Origin of the sequence: Streptomyces sp. JH002 (genome assembly GCF_050916115.1) — a bacterium.
Lineage (GTDB): Bacteria > Actinomycetota > Actinomycetes > Streptomycetales > Streptomycetaceae > Streptomyces > Streptomyces xiamenensis.
In genome coordinates this window covers 741,989-761,934 of record NZ_CP087989.1, presented here as the reverse complement: position 1 = coordinate 761,934, position 19,946 = coordinate 741,989, and the positions used below count along the sequence as shown (strand labels likewise).

Below are 19,946 nucleotides of genomic sequence, written 5' to 3'. Positions count from 1 at the left end.
GGGTCGCGGACCGGTGTGCGCGGCGAGCGCACGACGGCCGCGACCGCACAGCCCGCCGGCATCCCGGCCCGCGTGTCGCAAATGTTCCTTACGTCCCTGGGCGGGGATGATCGCGTGTGATCTCTCCGGCCCGGAAGGAACACCATGTCCACGTTCTTGTTCCGCATCGGAAGGTGGTCCTTCGCGCACCGCCGGATCGTCCTGGCGATCTGGTTGCTCGTCGCCGTCGTCGCGATCGGTGCCGCCACCGCCAGCGGTGGCAAGACCAACGACAACTTCACCATCCCCGGCACCGAGTCGCAGCGCGCCACCAACCTGCTGAGCGAGCGCGTACCGGAACTGAGCGGCGGACAGACCCAGCTGGTCTTCGCCGCCGAGGGAGATGGCCGGATCGTCGACACCCGGCAGCGCGACGCCATCGAGACATCGGTCCAGAACCTCAAGGCGGTGCCGCAGGTCGCCGTCGCCACCGACCCCTTCCACGGCGGGGCCGTCTCCCCGGACGGCACCATCGGCCTGGGCTCGGTGCAGTACGGCGTGCAGCCCGGCAGCGTGGACGCCTCCACGCTGGAGGACGTGCAGAAGGCGGTGGAACCGGCACAGGCGGCCGGAGTGCATGTCGCCTACTCCGGCAGCGTCTTCCCCGGCTGGAACGCCGCGCCCTCCGAGACACCGGAGATCGTCGGCGTCATCGTCGCGCTGATCATCCTGCTGATCACCTTCGGGTCCCTCATCGCGGCCGGAATGCCGATCATCACCGCGATCCTCGGCATCCTCATCACCATCATGTCGGTGACCGCCCTGGCCGCCGTGGTGGATGTCGCCACCGCCTCCACCACCGTCGCCATCATGCTCGGCCTGTCCTGCGGCATCGACTACGGCCTGTTCGTCCTCTACCGGCACCGCAACCACGTCCTGCGCGGCATGGACCCGCAGGACTCGGCCGCGCTGTCGGTGGGCACCGCCGGCGGTGCCGTGGTCTTCGCCGCGCTCACCGTGATCATCGCGCTGTGCGGACTGTCGGTGGTCGGCATCCCGTTCCTGGCCGTCATGGGCCTGAGCGCGGCCGGCGCGGTACTGGTCGCCATGCTGATCGCGCTGACGCTGCTGCCGGCGATGCTCGGCTTCGCCGGGCCGCACATCGTGCGGTTCCCGGGCCGCCCGCGCCGGCTGCATGCGCGTCTGGAGCGCACCGCGCACACCGCCGCCACCGCCCCCGAGGAACATCGCGGCGCGCGCTGGGGCGCGTTCATCGTGCGGCACCGGGTGCCGGTGCTGATCCTGGGGGTGCTACTGCTGGGTCTGCTGGCGCTGCCCGCCACCCACATGCGGCTCGGACTGCCGAGCGGGTCATCCCAGCCGACCTCCAACACCCAGCGCCAGGCCTACGATCTGATCACCGAGGGCTTCGGAGTGGGAGCGAACGGCCCGCTGCTGATCGTCGCCGACCACGTCACGGACAAGACCCAGACCGATCAACTGGTGGCGGCGCTGGGCACACTGCCGGACGTGGCCGCCGTGCAGCCGCTGACCATGGCCAACGACGTCTCCGTCATCCAGGTGACCCCGGGCAGCGGACCGAACGACGAGGCCACCACCTCCCTCGTGCACCGCATCCGCGGCGACCGCGCCGCGATCGAGGGCGACACCGGAGCCACCATCCTGGTGGGCGGCAACACCGCCTCCAACATCGATGTCTCCGCCAAGCTCTCCTCCGCCCTGCCCGTCTTCCTGATCGTCGTCGTCGGCCTGGCGTTCCTCCTGCTGACCTTCGCCTTCCGCACCTTCCTCGTCCCGCTCAAGTCGGTGCTCGGCTTCCTGCTGTCGATCCTGGCCGCCTTCGGCGCCCAGGTCGCGGTCTTCCAATGGGGCTGGGGGCAGCACCTGTTCAACATCGAACCGGCCGAGACCGTCAGCTTCCTCCCGATCATCATGCTGGCGATCATCTTCGGACTCTCCAGCGACTACGAGGTCTTCGTGGTCTCCCGCATCAAGGAGGACTACACCCGCACCGGCGAGGCGCGCGCCGCGGTGGTGCGCGGCATGTCCCACTCCGCGCGGGTGGTGACCGCCGCCGCGCTCATCATGTTCTCGATCTTCGTCGCCTTCATGTTCACCAGCGACGCGACCATCAAGGCCATCGGCTTCAGCTTCGCCATCGGCGTGCTGCTGGACGCCTTCGTGGTCCGCCTCACGCTCGTGCCCGCGGTGATGGCCATCGCCGGGGGCCGCATCTGGTCCCACCCGCGCTGGTTCCGCCGGCTGCCCGACCCCGACATCGAGGGCAAGCGCCTGGAGCACGCCCACGGTTCCTGACCGGGCGGCCGGCGGTCCACCGCTCCCGGCCCGGCTACCAGATGGCCTCCACCCACTCCGGGTGGTCGATGAACGGGTTGCGGTTGTTCTGGTAGTCCTCGAAGATCACCTCGTTGCGGCGCCGCTCGTTCGCGTCCGGCGGGTCCTGCTCGTGCCACTCCTTGAGCACCGACAGCCGACCGAGGTAGGGCACGCTGCCGTTCCCCGCCGTGTCGTTGACCTCCAGATCGGCGAACCCGTCACCGCCCTCGTACCGCACCGCCATGTAGAACACCATCCGGGCGACATCGCCCTTGACGGCGTCCCGGGGCTCCCAGGAGTCGGCGTCCGTGTAGTTGCCGGGCGCGCCCGAGACGGCGCTGCCCCCGTTGTCGAAGTCCTTGTTGCCGCGCGCGCCGTTGACCTGGACGTCCTCGGGCCGCAGGTGGTGCAGGTCCGTGCCGGGGCCGGCCGCGGTGCCGAAGTTGCCGTGCGACTGCGGCCACACGTGTTCGCGGTTCCACTGCCCGGTGTTGCCGCCGTTGTTGGCGGCGCTGCGGGAGATGCCGCTGTATATCAGCACCACGTTGCCGGGCCGGTTCGGATCGGCGTCGGTGACCTTGAGCGCCTCCCACACCTGGGAGTACGTCAGCTTGGTGGTGTCCGCGCTGATGATCCCGTGCAGCGCCTGCTTGAGCGGCTCGCCGCTCTTGCCCAGCGCGTCACGGTAGTAGACGTCGTCGGCCGCGGTGGCCTGCGGCAGCGGCGCGACGAACACCGCCGTCAGCGCCGCGATCGCGGCCGGCAGCAGGATCCGCCTGCCGCGCCCACGCCCGCGCGCGGGGCCGGAGGCGGTATCGGGGACGGGTGCGGGGGGTGCGCTCTGAGGCATGTGGGGGAGACCTCTCGGAGGACGGGCCGTCCGCCGGCCTGACGGACGTTGTCGTGATCCTGCCACCACACGGCCCGCACTACGCGCGTCCAGCACGACAGTTGGGTCAAGACCTCATGTCCCACGGGCTACCGCGGCGCGAACACGCGGCGGGCGGGGAAGGAGCCCACGCTCCCTCCCCGCCCGCCCGCCACACCGTCAGGCCCCGGTCACCGGCAGCCCTTCACGCACCTCACGGGCCGCCGCCACCAGGTTCTCCAGCGCCGCCCGCACCTCCGTCCAGCCCCGCGTCTTCAGCCCGCAGTCCGGATTGACCCACAGCCGCTCGGCCGGGATCGCCGACAGCGCCTTGCGCAGCAGCGCCGCCGCCTCCGCCACGTCGGGCACCCGCGGCGAGTGGATGTCGTACACGCCCGGGCCGACCTCCCGCGGATAGCCCGCCGCGCCCAGCTCATCGGCCACCCGCATGTGGGAACGGGCCGCCTCCAGGCTGATCACATCGGCGTCCAGTTCGTCGATCGCCCGCAGGATGTCGCCGAACTCGGCGTAGCACATGTGGGTGTGGATCTGCGTGTCGGGACGCACCCCGGACGTCGTCAGCCGGAACGCCTCGGTCGCCCACGCCAGGTACTCCTCGCGCTCGGCGGCCCGCAGCGGCAGCGTCTCGCGCAGCGCCGGCTCGTCCACCTGGATCACCGAACTGCCGGCCGCCTCCAGGTCCTGCACCTCGTCCCGCAGCGCCAGCGCCATCTGCCGGGCGGTCTCCGCCTGCGGCTGGTCGTCCCGCACGAAGGACCAGGCCAGCATCGTCACCGGACCGGTCAGCATGCCCTTCACCGGCCGCTCGGTCAGCGACTGCGCGTACCGCGTCCAGCGCACCGTCATCGGCTCCGGGCGCGAGAGGTCCCCGGCCAGGATCGGCGGCCGCACGTACCGGGTGCCGTAGGACTGCACCCAGCCGTGCCGGGTGGTCAGCGCGCCGGTCAGCTGTTCGGCGAAGTACTGCACCATGTCGTTGCGTTCGGGCTCGCCGTGCACCAGCACATCGAGCCCGGCGCGCTCCTGGAAACCGATCACCTCATGGATCTCGGTCGCGATCCGGCCCTCGTAGGCGGTCTCGTCGATGCGCCCGGCCCGCAGATCGGCGCGCGCCGTGCGCAGTTCCCCGGTCTGCGGGAAGGACCCGATGGTGGTCACCGGCAGCAGCGGCAGCCCCAGCCGGTCGTGCTGCGCCGCCGCCCGCTCCGGGTAGGCGGCGGAGCGGCGCGCGTCGGCGTCCGTCACGGCGGCGGTACGGGCCCGCACCGCCGGGTCGTGGGCCAGCGGCGAGTTGGCCCGGGAGGCCAGATCGGCGCGGTTGGCGGCCAGCCGGGCGGTGATCGCCCCGGTGCCCTCGGACAGGCCGCGCGCCAGGGTGACGATCTCCTCGGTCTTCTGCACGGCGAACGCCAGCCAGCGGGCCAGCTGCGGATCGATGTCCCGCTCCGCCGCGGCGTCCAGCGGCACGTGCAGCAGTGAGCAGGAGGCCGCCACGTCCACCCGGTCCGCGAGACCCAGCAGCGTGCCCAGGGTGCTCAGCGACGCACCCAGATCGTTGATCCACACATTGCGACCGTCCACCACGCCCGCCACCAGGCGCTTGCCCGGCAGCCCGCCGGCGGCGGCCAGCTCCGGCAGGTTCGCCGCGGCGGGGCCGGTGAAGTCCAGCGCGAGGCCCTCGACCGGGGACTTCGCCAGCACCGGCAGCGCCTCGCCGAGCCGGTCGAAGTACGAGGCGACCAGCAGCTGCGGCCGGTCGGTCAGCGCACCCAGCTGATGGTACGCGCGGGCGGTGGCGTTCAGTTCGGCCGGTGTCCGGTCCGCGACCAGCGCCGGCTCGTCCAGCTGCACCCAGCGGGCGCCCGCCGCCCGCAGATCGGCCAGCACCTCCGCGTACACCGGCAGCAGCCGGTCCAGCAGCGTCAGCGGCTCGAAGTCGTCGGCCACCCCCGGCGCCGGCTTGGCCAGCAGCAGGAAGGTGACGGGGCCCACCAGCACCGGGCGCGCGGTGTGACCCAGCGTCAGCGCCTCCGTCAGCTGCGCGACCTGGGTGGTGGAGTCGGCGCTGAAGACGGTGTCAGGACCCAGCTCGGGGACGAGATAGTGGTAGTTGGTGTCGAACCACTTCGTCATCTCCAGCGGCGCCACGTCCTGGGTGCCGCGCGCCATGGCGAAGTAGCCGTCCAGCGGGTCGGCGGCGACGGCGGCCCGGTGCCGCGCGGGGACGGCCCCGACCATGACGGCGGTGTCCAGGACATGGTCGTAGTACGAGAAGTCGCCGGTGGGTACCTCGTGGACGCCGGCCTCGGCCAGCCGGCGCCAGTTGTCGCGGCGCAGTGCGGCGGCCGTACCGTGCAGGGCGGCGGCGTCGGTGCGGCCCTTCCAGTACCCCTCGATGGCCCTCTTCAGCTCCCGGTCGGGCCCCTGCCGGGGTACGCCGTACACGGTGGCCCGTGCTGCCGCGGCTGCGGACTGTGCGGTCACGGAACTCTCCTTCGCGAGTGTCACTCCGGTGTCCGGTGGACCACTGCGGGGGCGCGAAGGGGCGATCGCCCGGGCGCGCGCGGGACGGAGCCCGCCGGTCGCCCGACGCGTGACGCCGACCCACCCTCGAGGGTCACCGGGAACCGCGCACGGATGCGCGCGGACAGTGGCAGGTCTTCGGACTCGCGGGCGTTGCTCGCCGGATGACGAGGCTTCCTAGTGGCCGTCGCTTCCCAGAACCGGGCATCGGCTCCAGTGCGTATGACGGCGGTCGTTCCCGCTCACCGCTGCGGGGCAGTCCCGGATTCCCACCGGGTTCCCTCTTACGACGCGTCTGCCTGGCGGGCAGGGCGAACCAGCTGCGTCCGCCACCCTAAGCGGTCCACCCCGTCACCGGACACCCCGTTCGTATGCCGGACGCGTCACTGGGCGCGCGAACCCGCCCACACCATGAGGAAGATCAGCGCGACCACCACGTGGCCCAGCACCCCGTACAGGAACAGCCGGGGCAGGAAGCCGGGCGGCAGCTCGCCGCTCTTCTCGCGCTTTCCGGCCGGCGCGGGTGGTGCGGCTGGTACGGGTGCCGCCGCCGGCGTGTCTTCGGTGGGTTCCCCGTGCTCCTCGCGTGGCGTCATGGCAGGACCGTCTCCCTTCCGTCGCCGCCCAGGCAGAGCTGGGCGGCCCCGCTGCGCAGCAGGGTGTGCACGAACAGCAGTTCCACACCCTCGGGATCGGCGGCGCCGATCCGGTGCGGGGTGAGCGAGTCGAAGTGCGCGCTGTCGCCGGGCTCCAGCAGATGCCGCGCCTCGCCGAGGGTGAGCCGCAGCCGGCCGCCGAGCACGTACAGCCACTCCTCGCCGGCGTGCACCCGTACGAGGTCGTCCTGGCCGCCGCCGTACGGCACCCGGACCCGCAGCGCCTGCATGGCGCGGGCGGGCCCGCCCGCCGGCCAGTACGTCCAGCCGTCCGCCTCGCGGGCGCCGGGCCCGGCCTGCGGGCCGCCGCGCACGACGGGGTCGGCGGCGGCGGGCAGCTCGCCGAGCAGCTCGGCCACCGTCGTACCGTAGATCCGGGCCAGGGACAGCAGCAGGGGCAGCGAGGGCTGGCGCTGTCCGGTCTCCAGCCGGGACAGATGGGCGGGGGAGAGCCCGGCCCGGCCGGCGGCCGACTCCAGGGTCAGCCCGGCCCTGCCGCGCAGCTCGCGCAGCCGGGGTGCCATCGCCGGCAGCTCGGAGTTCATGGCTCCGATGCAAGCAGGATTTCGCCTCAGAGGCAAATGCTTTGCCTCTGAGGCAAAGAGCCCGCGCGCCCGGTTCACCCTCCGAACGCCCTGTCGGGCCCGGTTCGGCGAGGAGTAGAGTCCCTTGGAAAGCGCTTACTGCGCTTGCTGTGGAATGCTGAGATCCGCCCTGGTTCGGAGGAACCTCCCGCATGGCAACGCCCGAAGGGCCGCTCGACCACCACTACCGTGGCGAACACCCCGTACGCACCCTCGCCTATCTCTTCCGCGGCAGCCGCCCCCAGGTCGCCGGAGCCCTCATCGTCTTCGTGATCAAGCACAGCCCCGTATGGCTGCTGCCCCTGGTCACCGCCGCCATCGTCGACACCGTCGTGCAGCACCTGCCCATCAGCCAGCTGTGGAGCAGCGCCGGTGTCGTGATGATCATCCTGATCATCAACCCGCCGCTGCACCTGCTCTACGTCCGGCTGCTGTACGGCAGCATCCGCCGGGTGGGCACCGCCCTGCGCTCGGCGCTGTGCACCCGCATGCAGCAGCTGTCCATCGGCTACCACTCCCGGGTCAGCGCCGGCGTGCTCCAGGCCAAGGTGGTCCGCGACGTCGAAACCATCGAACAGATGGTGCAGCAGTCCTCGGACACCGGCCTCGGCGCCATCACCGTCCTCATCGGCGGCCTGGTCATCATCGGCTTCCGCACCCCCGAGTTCCTGCCCGTCTTCCTCATCGTGGTGCCCGTCGCCGCCCTCCTCGTGATGCGGCTGCGGACCCGGCTGCGCACGCACAACGAGGAGTTCCGGCACGAGGTCGAGAACCTCTCCTCCCGGGTCACCGAGATGACCCGGCTGATCTCCGTCACCCGCGCCCACGGCCTGGAGCCCAGCGCGCTGCGCCGCATGGACCACACGCTGGGCAACGTGCTGCGCTCCGGCTTGCGGCTCGACCTGCTCAACGGCCGCTTCGCCTCGCTGGCCTGGGTGTTCCTCAACGCCCTGGGAGTGCTCTTCCTCACCGGTTCCGCGCTCATCGCCTACTACGAGGTGTGGGACCTGAGCGCGGGCGACGTCGTGATGCTCAGCGCGTTCCTCACCACCCTCACCAACTCCACCACCACCTTGATGGGCCTGGCACCCGTGATCACCAAGGGTCTGGAGTCGGTGCGGTCGGTCGGTGAGGTCCTCCAGGCACCGGCGCTGGAGGAGAACGAGGGCAAGACGGCGATGACCTCGTTGCGCGGCGCCATCGAGTTCGAGAACACCGGGTTCCGCTACGAGGAGGCCGAACGGCCCTCGGTGCGCGACTTCACGCTGTCCGTCCAGCCGGGGGAGACCATCGCCCTGGTCGGCGCGTCCGGAGCCGGCAAGTCCACGGTGCTCAACCTCGTCATCGGCTTCATCCGGCCCACCAGCGGCCGGCTGCTGCTGGACGGCACCGACATGAACACCCTGGACCTGCGCACCTACCGGCGCTTCGTCTCCGTGGTGCCCCAGGAGTCCATCCTGTTCGAGGGCACCATCCGCGAGAACGTCGCCTACGGCATGGACGACGTCGACGACGACGCCGTCCTGGCCGCCCTGCGCGACGCCAACGCCCTGGAGTTCGTCGAGCGGATGCCCGGCGGCCTGGACGCGGTCGTCGGCGAGAGCGGCGGACGGCTCTCGGGCGGCCAGCGGCAGCGGCTCGCCATCGCCCGCGCGCTGATCCGCAACCCCCGGGTGCTGATCCTGGACGAGGCCACCTCGGCGCTGGACACCCGCTCCGAGGCGCTGGTCCAGCAGGCGCTGGGCCGGCTGGTCGCGGGCCGCACCACCTTCGTGGTCGCGCACCGGCTGTCCACGGTGCGCAACGCCGACCGCATCGTGGTGATGCGCGACGGCGGCATCGCCGAGATCGGCACCCATGAGGAACTGCTGGAGCGGGGCGGGGCGTACGCCGGTCTCCAGCGCGGTCAGCTCACCTGATCGCGACCCGTGGGCGGGGGCGGCGGCCGGCGCGGTACGGCCGCCCGCCGCCCCCGGCCGGGGTCACGCCGACAGCTCGCGCCGGTAGCGGACGCCGGGCCGCCCACCGACCTCGGTCCCGCCGGCCTCCGCGAACCCGTTGTGCCGCAGCACCGCCCGCGACGCCCCGTTGTCCAGCGTCGTGACGGCGGTGAGCGTGTGCAGCCCGTACGCGCTCACCGCCAGCCGGCACAGCTCACCGACCGCCGCCGTGGCGACGCCCCGGCCCGCCGCGCGCTGCCCGATCCGGTAGCCGACCTCCGCCGTGCCGGCCGCCGCGTCCACCAGATTGGCGCGGCCGATCAGCTCCCCGTTCCCGTCCCTCACCACGTGGAAGTGGATGGCCCCGGTCTCCTGTTCGGCGAGCAGCGCCCGGTGCCGGTCGGCGAACTGCGCGAAGTACGCGTCGCCCCGGTCCGGGACTGACCTGGCGAACCAGGCGCGGTTCTCCCGTTCGAAGGCCAGCAGCGCGGAGGCGTGGTCCGCGTGCAGCCGTTCCAGTGTGACCATGCTCGGCAGTGTACGGAGCGGCCCTCAGCCGTCGAGCAGCGACAACTCCATCGCGGCCAGCCGCACCGGATCGCCGACCGTGTCCATCGCCGTGATCAGGCCGGCCTCGACCGTGAAGAGCGCCACCGCCACCGAGCGGCCTCCGGCCCGGGTGAGCGCCCCGAGCCGGCCGTCCACCAGCGCGAGCCGCGCGCCCCCGTACTCCTGGGCGAAGCGCGAGGCCCCCCGCGCCAGCCGCTCCGCGCCGCGCAGCACCGTGCCGTCGTCCGAGCGCAGCACCACATCGGGGTGCAGCACCGTCACCAGCGCCCGCAGGTCCCCCTCCCGGGCGGCGGCCAGGAACGCCGTCACCACCTCCCGGTGCCGGGCGTCCACCGTGCCCGCACCGGGCGCCCGCGTGCCCGGCCCCGCGCCGCGCACCCGGCGCCGCGCCCGGGACGCCAGCTGCCGCGTCGCCGCCTCGCCCCGCCCCACGATCGGGGCGATCTCCCCGTAGGGCACGGCGAACATGTCGTGCAGCACGAACGCCAGACGCTCCGCCGGGCTCAGCGTCTCCAGCACCACCACCAGCGCGGCTCCCACCGAGTCGGCCAGCAGCGCCGCCCGCTCCGGATCGGCGCCCGCCTCCCGGGGCGCGGTGAGGGCCGGTTCGCGCCCCTCGGGCAGCGGCTCCTCGCGCCGGGTCCCGCGCGAACGCAGCAGGTTCAGGCACACCCGGCCGGTGATGGTGGTCAGCCAGCCGCCCAGGTTGGCGACATCGGCGTCCCCGGCCCGCGCCGCGCGCAGCCACACCTCCTGCACGGCGTCCTCGGCCTCGGCCGCCGAGCCCAGCATCCGGCCCGCCATGGCCCGCAGCCGGGGCCGGTGTTCCTCGAACCGGGCCGCCAGGGCCTCGTGGTGATCCATCGCCCGCTCTCCTCGTACTCCTCGCGCACCGCGCTCCTGCCCCGATGACCCGCGCGGGGCAGCGGTTGTGACAGGTGCGCGGCGCCGCCGGGACACCGTCCGACGTGCGGCTTCCGGCAGCGTGCCCAACTGTTACCCGCCGGTACTGCCGAAGTTATTGACGGTTCACTGCCACAACCCTAGGTTGACCGGGCGGTTGACCGGAGAGCGTGGGCGCAGGGGGTTTCCCGGCCGCCGCCTCCGGCTGTCGTACATCGTCGTACGCGCCTGTCCTCGGGAGACACACCATGCGAAGAAGCACTTGGATTCTGTCCGGTACGGCCGTCGTCGTGCTCGCCGCATCGGCCGTGACCCGGTTCGCCGTGTACCCGGAGGCGCACCAGCTGCCCTCCGACACCGACAGCGTCTTCGCGTACACCGGGACCGCCTCGCTGCTCAACGCCGAGGCCCTGGAGGCGGGCGACGTGGCCAACGCCTTCCTCACCGACCTCCCGGTGTCCGTCGAGCGCCACGTCAAGGTCGTGGAGACCGACGGCGGCACGGCCGTGGTCACCGACGACGTGACCGTCAACGGCCCCGACGGCTCCCCGCTGTCGGCCACCGCCCACCGCTGGGCCGTGGACCGCACCGAGCTGGTGAACAGGCCGGCGCCCGAGGGCAGCGAGGCGGAGGAGCACCAGGGCCTGGTGATCTCCTGGCCGCTGGAGCCGGAGGAGAAGGACTACACCTTCTGGGACCCGACCACCGCCACCGAGGCCCCGGCGGTCTACGACCGCACCGAGGACCTGGAGGGCCGCACCGCCTACGTGTACGTGATCGACGCGGCCGGGCCGCTCGGTGACCCGGCCATCGCAGAACGGCTGCCCCAGGCCCTCCCGAAGGACCTGCTCGCCGGCATCGCCCAGACGCTGCCCGCCGACCAGCTGCCGCCGCCGGAGGCCCTGGAGGCACTGCCCGACCCCGTACCCCTGACGTACGCGGCCACCGTGCAGCGCACCGCCTGGATCGACTCCGGGACCGGCATGGTGCTCGACGGCTCGCTCCAGCAGACCATCGTGGCCCAGACCGCCGGCCCCGACGGGCAGCCGGTCACCCTCGCCCCGGTCAACGCCATGGCCATCGAGGGCACCCCGGAGGGCGTGACCGAGCGCGCCGGCGACGCCTCCGAGGCGGCACAGTTGCTGTGGCTGATAGGCGTCCTGGCTCCGCTGGGTCTGGCCGGCATCGCGGTGGTGCTGCTCGCGGTCGCCGCCACCCTGGAGGTGCGCGGCCGGCGCCGCCCGGTGACCGACTGAGCCGCCTGCGCACCGCATCACCGGCACCCGGTTCCCATACCCCCTCAATGGCGAGGGGCGCGGGGGCCGGGTGCCGGCGCGTGCGGGCGAGGGGCCGGCCGGGCCCGAGCGCACCGCCGTCAGGCCCGCCCGTGCGCCGCCCGGGAGCGGCGCGCCGCCGAATCCAGCGCCACCGCCAGCGCCAGCACCAGCCCGGTGACGATGAACCGGAAGGACGAGTCCAGGTCCAGCAGCGTCAGCCCGCTGGAGATCGACTGGATGACCAGGATCCCCAGCAGCGCCGAGAACGCGCTGCCCCGGCCGCCGAACAGCGACGTGCCGCCGATCACCGCCGCCGCGATCGCGTTCAGGTTGACGTCCCCCGCCCCGCTGGCCTGGTTCGCCGCCGCAAGACGTGACGCCGCCAGCACCCCGCCCAGCGCGGCCAGCGACGAGCAGAGCATGAACACCGAGGTGTACGTACGCCGTACGTTGATCCCGGCCCGCCGCGCCGCCTCCGCGTTCCCGCCGACCGCGAACACCGAACGCCCCCACCCGGTGCGGGTCAGCGCGTAGTTGAGCACCAGCACCAGCGCCACGAAGGCGACGAACATCCACCCCACGCCCCGGCCCTGGTTCAGGTACCAGACCGCGAAGCCGCCGCCCGCCAGCACCAGCGCGCTGCGCAGCGCCAGCACAGTGCTGGAACGGGCCGACAGACCCGCCGCCCGCCGGGTGCGGGCCAGCGCCGACCCGGTGCAGAACAGCGCCACCGCCGCCGCCACCACCAGCACGTACGACAGCCACGCCGGGACGAACGCCAGCTGCGCGAAGTGCACAAGCCCCGACTCGTAGGGCAGGTTGATCGCCCCGGTGCTGCCCAGCAGATACAGCTGGACGCCCAGGAAACTGAGCAGCCCGGCCAGCGTCGCCACGAAGCTGGGCACCCCCAGCCGGGTGACCAGCTGCGCGTACAGCCAGCCGATCACCGCGCCGGCCCCGATCGCCGCCGCCAGGGAGAGCGGCAGCGGCCAGCCGGAGTTGACGAAGGTGACGGCGGTCAGCGCGGCGGACAGGCCGCTGACCGAGCCGACCGACAGGTCGATCTGACCCACCAGCAGCACACACACCACGCCGAGCGCGATCACTCCGACCGCGACGGACTCCATCAGCAGATTCACCAGGTTGGCGCTGGAGAGGAACACCGGGTTGAGGATCTGGAACACCGTCCAGATGACGGCCAGTCCGGCGATGATCGGCAGCGCGCCCACGTCCCCGGCCCGCAGCCGCTCCCACAGCGCGCGCACCACCTCGCGCCGGCCACCGCCGTGCCGCAGCCGCTCGTCCAGCAGATCCAGCGGCGCGGCGGTCTTGATCTCACTCATCGTCCCGGCTCCCCTGACGCGTTCCCCTGTGGTCCTCCGGTACCGGCACCGCGCCGACGATCGCCGCGATGATGTCCTGCTCGGAGACGGCGGCGGTGTCGAAGACGCCGTTGTTGCGGCCCAGCCGCAGCACGGCCACCCGGTCCGCCACCGCCCGGACGTCCGCCATGTTGTGACTGATCATGATCACGCCCAGGCCCCGGTCCCGCAGCCGCCGGATCAGCGCCAGCACCTCCGCGGTCTGGGCCACCCCGAGCGCCGCGGTCGGCTCGTCCAGGATGATCACCTTGGGGTCGCCGAGCAGCGAGCGCGCGATCGCCACCGTCTGCCGCTGACCGCCCGACAGTGAGGCCACCGGCACCCGTACGGTCGGGATCTTCGCCGACAGCTGCCGCAGCAGCTCCCACGAGCGCAGCTCCATCGCCACCTCGTCCAGCCGCGAACGCCGCACCTCCTGGCCCAGGAACAGATTCCCGACCACATCGAGGTTCTCGCACAGCGCCAGGTCCTGGAACACGGTGGCGATGCCCAGCGCGTGCGCCCCGGCCGGCGAACCGATCGTCACCTCGGTGCCCTCGAAGGTGACGGTTCCGCTGTCCGCGCGGTGCACCCCCGCCAGCACCTTCACCAGGGTGGACTTGCCCGCCCCGTTGTCCCCGACGACGGCGACCACCTCACCGGCCGTCACCTCCAGGTCGACCCCGCTGAGCGCCGCCACCGCGCCGAAGTTCTTGCTGATGCCGCGCAGCGACAGCACCACCGACATGGCACGCCCCCCTCAGCCCGCGTCCGTGACGCCGGCCGCCTCGCACGCCGCCGCGTACTGCCCGGTGCACACCTCGGCGGCGGTCAGCTGATCCGAACCGGCCAGCACCTCGGCGAGGTTGTCCACCGTCACCACGGTGGGCTCGAACAACTGGGCCGGGGTGTCGAAGAGCGTGGTCTCCCCGGCCGGCTCCTCGCCCTGGATGAACTGGTACGTCACCTCGGCCGCCGCCTCCGCCACGATCTTGATGGGCTTGGAGATGGTGTTGTACTGGTCGCCCGCCACGATCCGCTGCGCCGCCGCGACCTCGAAGTCATTGCCGGTGACGGGCGGGACCGGCACCCCGGCCGCCTTGAACGCGGCGATCGCCCCGCCGCCCGTACCGTCGTTGGCGGCCACCACCCCGGCGATCCCGTCGCCGAACCGGGTGATCTGGCCGCCCACCCACTCCTGCGCCTTGGCCGGCTGCCAGTCCGGGGTGTCGTACTCGGCCAGCAGCTCGAAGCCGCTGTCGTCGATCGCGTTGTGGATGCCCTGCTTGATGAGCCCGGCGGCGGCGTCGGTGGGGGAGCCGTTGACCTGGAGCAGCCCGCCCCGCGCGCCGGAGGCCCGCAGCTCCTCGACGAGGGAGAGCCCGATGGACTCGCCGATCCTCTCGTTGTCGAAGGAGATGTAGTAGTCGGGCGCGGTGCCCAGGACCGGCCGGTCGTAGGCGATCACCGGAACGCCCTGCGCGCGGGCGGTACCGACGATGCCGGCCGCCGCGTTGGAGTCGACCGGGTCGATGACGATGGCGCTCACCCCCTGGGCGAGCGCGGAGTTGGCCTGCTGCTGCTGGCGGGAGGCGTCGGCGTTGGCGTTCTGGTAGATGACCTCGCAGTCGCCGCACAGCTCCTTGATCCTGGCCTCGAACAGCGGGCTGTCGTACAGCTCGTAGCGGGGCGAGGCGATGTCCGGCATGAGGAAGGCGATCTTGTCGCCCCCGCCGCCCTTCCCGTCGGCCGCCTCGTTGGCGGCGCAGCCGGTGGCGGCGAGGGTCAGGGCTATCAGAGCGGCGGTGAGGAGCGTCAGCGGTCGGCGTCTGGGCACGGCGGTGTGTCCTTTCACGACGGGACGGTGCGGTTGAGGCAGAGCAGGGCCGCGGGCCCGGCGGGGTCGGCGGGCAGGGCGATCTCGGTGAACGCCACGTTCTCCACCCGGGGGAAGATCCGCCGGTAGTGGGAGAGCGGCAGTCCGAGCAGCTCGCACAGGGCGAGCCGCAGGATGGTGCTGTGCGCGACGACGAGCACGGTGCGGCCGGGGTGCCGCGCGTGCACGGACCGCAGGGCGCCGGCTGCCCGCGCGGCGGCCTCGGCGGGCGGTTCGGCTCCCGGGAACGGATGCGCCACCGGGTCGGCCACGAACCGCGCCACCAGCTCCGGATCCGCCTCCTGCCGGGTCCGCCCCTCCAGCGTGCCGAAATCCGCCTCCCGCAGGCCGGGTTCGCGCTCCACGGAGGCACCCACCGCCTCGGCGGCCGGCGTCGCGGTCCGCACCGCCCGCCCCAGCGGCGAACTGACCACCACCTCGACCCCCTCACCGACGGCGGCCACGGCCAGCGCCGCGGTCTGCCGCTCCCCGGCCTCGGTCAGCGCGGGATCGGTACGCGCCCCCGCGTACCGGTTCTCCCGGTGCCACACGGTCTGCGCGTGCCGCACGAGCAGCAGCCGCCCCCGGGGCGGTGCGCCGGCCATCACCGCCACCCCCCGCGCCCGGCATGGTGCTCCCCGGGATGGGGCGGGCGTGGGCCCGGCGCGCGAGATGTCCCCGGCGCGGCGGTGGACGGCGCGGACGGACTCGCTCCGCGCCCCGGGCGGGGGGCCTCGCGGACAACAGATCCGGTCGGCCGCCACCCCCCGGCCGGCTCCGCGGACCGGCCCGCCGCCCTCATGAGCCACCACCGTTCGCCCGGTGCAGCAGGGGCTTGCCGCGGCGCCAGCGGTCGGCCTCCGCCGCCACCATCCGGGCCGCCCGCCGCGCGACCGCCCGGCTCGCGCCCGCCAGATGCGGGGTCAGGACCAGGTTCGGCGCCCCGCGCAGCGGATGGTCCGCCGGCAGCGGCTCCTCGTCGTAGACATCCAGCGCCGCCGCGAACAGCCGCCCCTCCCGCAGCGCGCCGGCCAGCGCCGCGTAGTCCAGCAGCCCGCCCCTGGCACAGTTCACCAGCACCGCGCCGGGCGGCAGCGCCGCCAGCTCCGCGGCGCCGATCATGCCCGCCGTCTCCGGCGTCAGCCGCGCGTGCAGCGACAGCACCCCGCTGGAGGCCAGCAACTCCGGCAGCTCCACCAGCCGCACCCCCGCCGGCAGCGCCGCCGGATCCGCGTACGGGTCGGCCACCAGCACCCGCGCCCCCAGCGCGGTCAGCGCCGCCGCCACCCGCCCGCCGACCGCCCCGGCCCCCACCAGGCCCACCGTGGTGCCCTCGATCTCCAGCCCCGTGGCCTCGTACGCGAACTGCGCGCTGTCCCAGCGCCCGGCCAGCACCCCGGCGTGCGCCTGCGGAATCCGCCGCATCGCCGCCAGCATCAGCCCGACGGTGTGCTCGGCCGTCGAGGCCGCGTTACGGCCCGGCGCGAACGTCACCGCCACCCCGTGCTCGGCCGCCGCCGCCAGGTTCGCGTTGACCGGGCCGCCCCGCGACACCGCGAACAGCTCCAGATCCGGGCAGGCCCGGAGCACCCGCCGGGTCAGCGGAGCCATCTGCGTCAGGCACACCCGGACCCCCGCCAGTGCCTCGATCAGCGCGTCCTCGCTGCCCGAGGCCTCCACCACCTCCCCGACCGGCCCGAACGGCACGTGCGGCCACGGCAGTTCCAGCTCCCGCACCTGCCACGCGCCCGGGCCGCCGCCCGTCGCGTGCAGCGCCTCGGTCAGCAGCCGGTTCAGCACGAATCCGTCACCGGCGGCCAGCACCGGGATCGGTTCCTCCACGCTCCTCGTCCCTTCCCTCATCAGCGGTCGGTCCAGCCCGCCAGCCAGCCGCGTTCGGTGAGCGCGGCGACCAGCACCTCGTAGCCGGGGGTCAGCCGGGCGTTGCGGTCCGGGTCCGGCTCCAGCGTGCGCAGCACCCGTACCAGCCGCCGCGCCGCCGCCGGGATGTCGCCGGTCACCGCACCCGCGGCCAGCACCGCCATGCCCAGCGCCGGTTCGGGGTTCGCCGGCAGCCGCACCCGCATCCCGAGCATGTCGCAGCGCAACTGGTTCCACCACGGGTTGCGCGCCGCCCCGCCGGTGAACGTCACCGGACCGCCCACATCGGCCCCCGACGCCGCCAGCACCCCGAACGCCAGCCGCTCGATGTGCGCCACCCCCAGGCACACCGCGGCGAAGTCCCGCGCCCGGTCCCCGGTCGAGACGTCCAGCGGCCCGTCCCCGAGGAACCCGCGCGCCCCGGAGGCCACGAACGGGAACCGCTCACCGTGCCCCACCAGCGGGTAACACACCGGCACCCCGGCCACGTTCACCTTCGCCGCCGCCCGGGTCAGCGCCGCCAGGTCGGCGCCCGGGAACAGCTCCCGGACCGCACCCGCCCCCGTACTGGAGGCCCCGCCCGGCAGCCACAGCTCCCCGTACGGCGCGCGGTGCGAGTACACCGCCCCGGTCGGATCGCGCGGCAGCACCGTGCTGACCCCCTTGAGCGTCAGCGTCGTGCCCAGCACCGCGTTCCACTCACCGGCCTCCAGCGCCCCGGCACCCAGCTGCGCCGCGCACCCGTCGGTCATCCCGGCGATCACCGGCGTGCCGTACGGCAGCCCGGTACGCGCCGCCGCCGCCCGGCACACCTCACCCAGCACGGCCCCCGGCCGCACCACCTCCGGCAGCAGCCCCGGATCGATCCGCAGCCGCGCCAGCACCTCCGCCGGCCAGCGCTCACCGAGCAGGTCGTAGCCGCTCTTGAGCGCGTGACTGGAGTCGGCGGCCACCGGATGCCCCACCAGCGCCGCCGCCACCACGTCCGGCTGGTGCGCCAGCCGCACCCCGCTGTCCGCCAGCAGTCCGGCGTCCCGCCACCACAGCAGCTTCGGCAGCGCCCACGCGGGCTGCATCCGGTACCCCAGGTGCTGCCACAGGCCCGCCCCGGCCTCCTGCGCCTCGGCGGCCAGCGCGCCCGCCCGGCTGTCGTCGTACATCAGCCCCGGGGTACGGGGCACCCCGGCCGGCCCGGTCAGCAGTACCGTCCCGGAGGTTGCGCACACGGCCAGCGCGCCCACCGGGCGCCCGCCGAGCGACTCCGACAGCTCGGCGAGGGCCTCGGCCGTCCGCTCCCACCAGGACGCCGGGTCCTGTTCGTGCCGCGCCCCGTCCCGCCGGCCGCGCAGCGGCCGGGCGGCGGCGGCCACCGTACGGCCCTCGTCGTCGACGGCCAGCGCGCGCACGCTCTGGGTGCCCAGGTCGACCCCGATCCACACCGGCTCAGCCATCGGCCCGCCATCCGCCCCAGCGCGTCGCGGCCAACTCCCGGGTGGCCAGGAACTCCTGGTGCTCGTCGTCGTGGAACTCCCGCAGTCGCGGCGAGGGTTCGTAGCGGTGGCCGGTGTGCACGAGGGCACCGGCGGCCGTGGTCAGATCCGGGTAGCGGCCGAGCGCGGTCAGCGCGGACAGCAGCGCGCCCTTGGCACCGACCTGGCTGTCCCGGGAGGAGACGGCCGGCAGCCCGGTGATGTCCGCGATCAGCCGGCACCACAGCTCGCTGGCCGCGCCGCCGCCGCACAGCGCCAGCTCGGTGGGCCGGGTCGGGGCGGCGTCCAGACAGTCCCGGATGACATGCGCGAGGCCCTCCAGGACGGCCCGCGCCAGGTGCGCGCGACCGTGGCTGAACAGTGCCCCGGTCAGCAGCCCGCTGGCCGCCGGATCGAGGAAGGGGGCGCGCTCACCGGCGGGCGAGAGGTACGGCAGGACGCGCAGCCCCTCGGCCCCCGGCGGCACGCGGGCGGCCAGTTCGGACAGCTCACGGTGGTCGCGCAGCCCGAGCAACTCCACCGTCCAGTCCAGGACGCCGGTGCCGGCCAGGGTCGGGAAGGCCCGCATGAGCAGCTCCGGAACGCCGAAGTCCAGGGTCAGACCGGCGGGTTCGCCCTCCTCCGGCGCCGCCCGGCGGATGAGCACCTCGGTGCACAAGGTGGTGCCCAGCACACACGTGGCCTGCCCGGCGGTGGTGGTGCCGGTGCCCAGAGCGGTGGCGACCACGTCGTACGGGGCGAGCACCACCGGCGTACCGGAGGGCAGCCCCAGCTCGCCGGCCGCCCCGGTGATCAGCTCCGCGACCAGTTCCTCGTCGCTCAGCAGCGGCGGCAGCAGCGCACGGTGCGCGGAGAGTCCGTACCACTCGATCAGCTTGTCGGAGTAGTCGCGGGTGCGGATGTCGAGCCAGGGCGCGGACGCCTCGGACGGGTGCAGCCCCAGTACGCCCGTCAGCCGCAGGAACAGCCAGCTTCCGCAGGTCAGTACGGCGTGCGCCGCGCGCAGGGACTCCGGCTCCCGCTCGGCGAGCACCCGCAGAATGGCGTTCGGCAGGCCGGCGTTGCTGAGCGAGGCGTTGTCACGGTACGCCCGCTCCAGCACGCCCTCGGTGCGCCAGCGGCGGACGACGGCGGCGGCGCGGGCGTCGTTCCACAGCACCGCGGGCCGTACCGGGCGGTGCTCGTGGTCCACCAGCCAGGCGCCGTCGCCCTGGGCGGTGAGGGCCAGCAGCCCGACGGGGCGCGCCACCTCGGTGACGGCCTCCCGGATCGCGCCGGCCACCGCGCTCCAGACCTCGTTCATGTCCTGCTCGGCCGCGCCCGGGTGCGGGTGGTGGACGCGGGTCTCGCGCCGGCTGACCGTCAGTTCCCGTCCGGCGGCGTCGAAGACCACCGCCTTGATCACGGTGGTGCCGGCGTCGACGCACACCGCGACTTCCTCGTTCCGCACCGCCATCCCGCCGCACCTCATTCCGGCCGACCCCGATGTGACGCGTATTACACGCACGCTCCCGGAATTTCGCAACTTTTCACATTGATCTTGAGGGCGCGTGTCGTGCGGAACCGGAAAAGGGGCAGTTCGGGGCCGCCGTTCCGCTGCCGCTGGGGGCCGACCAACCGGGTGAACTTCACATGACGTAGCAGAACTGAGGGACTGTC

Annotated in this window: 16 protein-coding genes and 1 riboswitch; of the genes, 3 read left to right on the top strand and 13 right to left on the bottom strand. The window is 73.5% G+C overall.

Annotated features, from left to right (window positions below):
* Nucleotides 1-144 precede the first annotated feature (144 nt).
* Nucleotides 145-2,316 (top strand): MMPL family transporter, encoded by a 2,172-nt coding sequence (locus tag H7827_RS03155; protein WP_432742485.1) that lies wholly within the window; start codon nucleotides 145-147, stop codon nucleotides 2,314-2,316.
* A 34-nt stretch (nucleotides 2,317-2,350) separates the two neighbouring features.
* On the opposite strand, the gene H7827_RS03150 is transcribed toward H7827_RS03155, so the two are convergent.
* The 4 genes from H7827_RS03150 to H7827_RS03135 all read right to left on the bottom strand — a co-directional run bounded on the left by H7827_RS03150 (nucleotide 2,351) and on the right by H7827_RS03135 (nucleotide 6,950).
* Entirely contained in the window at nucleotides 2,351-3,187 is an 837-nt protein-coding gene (locus H7827_RS03150; RefSeq protein WP_432742483.1) for an endonuclease I family protein, read from the bottom strand.
* A 198-nt stretch (nucleotides 3,188-3,385) separates the two neighbouring features.
* Nucleotides 3,386-5,710, bottom strand: coding sequence for a 5-methyltetrahydropteroyltriglutamate--homocysteine S-methyltransferase (metE, locus tag H7827_RS03145; protein WP_432742481.1), 2,325 nt, complete (start codon nucleotides 5,708-5,710; stop codon nucleotides 3,386-3,388).
* 167 nt (nucleotides 5,711-5,877) lie between these two features.
* Nucleotides 5,878-6,068: riboswitch (cobalamin riboswitch) on the bottom strand.
* 64 nt (nucleotides 6,069-6,132) lie between these two features.
* Complete coding sequence (locus tag H7827_RS03140; RefSeq protein ID WP_432742479.1) at nucleotides 6,133-6,345, bottom strand: hypothetical protein; 213 nt, start codon at nucleotides 6,343-6,345, stop codon at nucleotides 6,133-6,135.
* Nucleotides 6,342-6,950, bottom strand: coding sequence for a helix-turn-helix domain-containing protein (locus H7827_RS03135; RefSeq protein WP_432742477.1), 609 nt, complete (start codon nucleotides 6,948-6,950; stop codon nucleotides 6,342-6,344). The genes H7827_RS03140 and H7827_RS03135 overlap by 4 nt, the downstream gene beginning before the upstream one ends.
* A gap of 191 nt (nucleotides 6,951-7,141) precedes the next feature.
* Between H7827_RS03135 and H7827_RS03130 the strand changes: the two genes are divergently transcribed.
* Entirely contained in the window at nucleotides 7,142-8,908 is a 1,767-nt protein-coding gene (locus H7827_RS03130; RefSeq protein ID WP_432742475.1) for an ABC transporter ATP-binding protein, read from the top strand.
* Between the two features lie 63 nt (nucleotides 8,909-8,971).
* Here the strand turns inward: H7827_RS03130 and H7827_RS03125 are convergent, their stop codons facing one another.
* Both H7827_RS03125 and H7827_RS03120 read right to left on the bottom strand, forming a co-directional pair.
* Nucleotides 8,972-9,457, bottom strand: coding sequence for a GNAT family N-acetyltransferase (locus H7827_RS03125; protein ID WP_030731209.1), 486 nt, complete (start codon nucleotides 9,455-9,457; stop codon nucleotides 8,972-8,974).
* Nucleotides 9,458-9,481: 24 nt separating this feature from the next.
* Nucleotides 9,482-10,363, bottom strand: coding sequence for a sigma-70 family RNA polymerase sigma factor (locus H7827_RS03120; protein ID WP_432742472.1), 882 nt, complete (start codon nucleotides 10,361-10,363; stop codon nucleotides 9,482-9,484).
* A gap of 287 nt (nucleotides 10,364-10,650) precedes the next feature.
* On the opposite strand from H7827_RS03120, the gene H7827_RS03115 reads away from it, so the two are divergent.
* Nucleotides 10,651-11,658 (top strand): porin PorA family protein, encoded by a 1,008-nt coding sequence (locus H7827_RS03115; RefSeq protein ID WP_432742470.1) that lies wholly within the window; start codon nucleotides 10,651-10,653, stop codon nucleotides 11,656-11,658.
* 119 nt (nucleotides 11,659-11,777) lie between these two features.
* On the opposite strand, the gene H7827_RS03110 is transcribed toward H7827_RS03115, so the two are convergent.
* The 7 genes from H7827_RS03110 to H7827_RS03080 form a co-directional block, all read right to left on the bottom strand.
* Nucleotides 11,778-13,022: a sugar ABC transporter permease gene (locus H7827_RS03110; RefSeq protein ID WP_432742468.1), complete on the bottom strand. Its 1,245-nt coding sequence runs from the start codon at nucleotides 13,020-13,022 to the stop codon at nucleotides 11,778-11,780.
* Nucleotides 13,015-13,788, bottom strand: coding sequence for an ATP-binding cassette domain-containing protein (locus tag H7827_RS03105; protein WP_432742466.1), 774 nt, complete (start codon nucleotides 13,786-13,788; stop codon nucleotides 13,015-13,017). Before H7827_RS03105 ends, H7827_RS03110 begins: the two co-directional genes overlap by 8 nt.
* Before the next feature lie 12 nt (nucleotides 13,789-13,800).
* Nucleotides 13,801-14,877: an ABC transporter substrate-binding protein gene (locus H7827_RS03100; protein WP_432742464.1), complete on the bottom strand. Its 1,077-nt coding sequence runs from the start codon at nucleotides 14,875-14,877 to the stop codon at nucleotides 13,801-13,803.
* 14 nt (nucleotides 14,878-14,891) lie between these two features.
* On the bottom strand, nucleotides 14,892-15,521 hold the full coding sequence (locus tag H7827_RS03095) for a histidine phosphatase family protein (protein WP_386535653.1): 630 nt from the start codon (nucleotides 15,519-15,521) through the stop codon (nucleotides 14,892-14,894).
* 193 nt (nucleotides 15,522-15,714) lie between these two features.
* Nucleotides 15,715-16,779 carry an NAD(P)-dependent oxidoreductase gene (locus H7827_RS03090; protein ID WP_432742461.1) on the bottom strand — a complete coding sequence of 355 codons (1,065 nt, stop codon included), beginning with the start codon at nucleotides 16,777-16,779 and terminating at the stop codon, nucleotides 15,715-15,717.
* Nucleotides 16,779-18,248 (bottom strand): FGGY-family carbohydrate kinase, encoded by a 1,470-nt coding sequence (locus H7827_RS03085; protein ID WP_432742459.1) that lies wholly within the window; start codon nucleotides 18,246-18,248, stop codon nucleotides 16,779-16,781. Before H7827_RS03085 ends, H7827_RS03090 begins: the two co-directional genes overlap by 1 nt.
* Nucleotides 18,241-19,743, bottom strand: a complete 1,503-nt coding sequence (locus H7827_RS03080; protein ID WP_432742457.1) for an FGGY family carbohydrate kinase — start codon at nucleotides 19,741-19,743, stop codon at nucleotides 18,241-18,243. Before H7827_RS03080 ends, H7827_RS03085 begins: the two co-directional genes overlap by 8 nt.
* Nucleotides 19,744-19,946 lie beyond the last annotated feature (203 nt).

Excerpts from the sequence above, each read along its gene's own strand:
- H7827_RS03125 (WP_030731209.1), bottom strand. The coding sequence starts at position 9,457 with ATGGTCACACTGGAACGGCTGCACGCGGACCACGCCTCCGCGCTGCTG.
- H7827_RS03130 (WP_432742475.1), top strand. The coding sequence starts at position 7,142 with ATGGCAACGCCCGAAGGGCCGCTCGACCACCACTACCGTGGCGAACAC.
- H7827_RS03085 (WP_432742459.1), bottom strand. The coding sequence starts at position 18,248 with ATGGCTGAGCCGGTGTGGATCGGGGTCGACCTGGGCACCCAGAGCGTG.
- H7827_RS03095 (WP_386535653.1), bottom strand. The coding sequence starts at position 15,521 with ATGGCCGGCGCACCGCCCCGGGGGCGGCTGCTGCTCGTGCGGCACGCG.
- H7827_RS03115 (WP_432742470.1), top strand. The coding sequence starts at position 10,651 with ATGCGAAGAAGCACTTGGATTCTGTCCGGTACGGCCGTCGTCGTGCTC.
- H7827_RS03080 (WP_432742457.1), bottom strand. The coding sequence starts at position 19,743 with ATGGCGGTGCGGAACGAGGAAGTCGCGGTGTGCGTCGACGCCGGCACC.
- H7827_RS03110 (WP_432742468.1), bottom strand. The coding sequence starts at position 13,022 with ATGAGTGAGATCAAGACCGCCGCGCCGCTGGATCTGCTGGACGAGCGG.
- H7827_RS03140 (WP_432742479.1), bottom strand. The coding sequence starts at position 6,345 with ATGACGCCACGCGAGGAGCACGGGGAACCCACCGAAGACACGCCGGCG.
- H7827_RS03150 (WP_432742483.1), bottom strand. The coding sequence starts at position 3,187 with ATGCCTCAGAGCGCACCCCCCGCACCCGTCCCCGATACCGCCTCCGGC.
- H7827_RS03120 (WP_432742472.1), bottom strand. The coding sequence starts at position 10,363 with ATGGATCACCACGAGGCCCTGGCGGCCCGGTTCGAGGAACACCGGCCC.
- H7827_RS03135 (WP_432742477.1), bottom strand. The coding sequence starts at position 6,950 with ATGAACTCCGAGCTGCCGGCGATGGCACCCCGGCTGCGCGAGCTGCGC.
- H7827_RS03155 (WP_432742485.1), top strand. The coding sequence starts at position 145 with ATGTCCACGTTCTTGTTCCGCATCGGAAGGTGGTCCTTCGCGCACCGC.
- H7827_RS03090 (WP_432742461.1), bottom strand. The coding sequence starts at position 16,779 with ATGAGGGAAGGGACGAGGAGCGTGGAGGAACCGATCCCGGTGCTGGCC.
- H7827_RS03105 (WP_432742466.1), bottom strand. The coding sequence starts at position 13,788 with ATGTCGGTGGTGCTGTCGCTGCGCGGCATCAGCAAGAACTTCGGCGCG.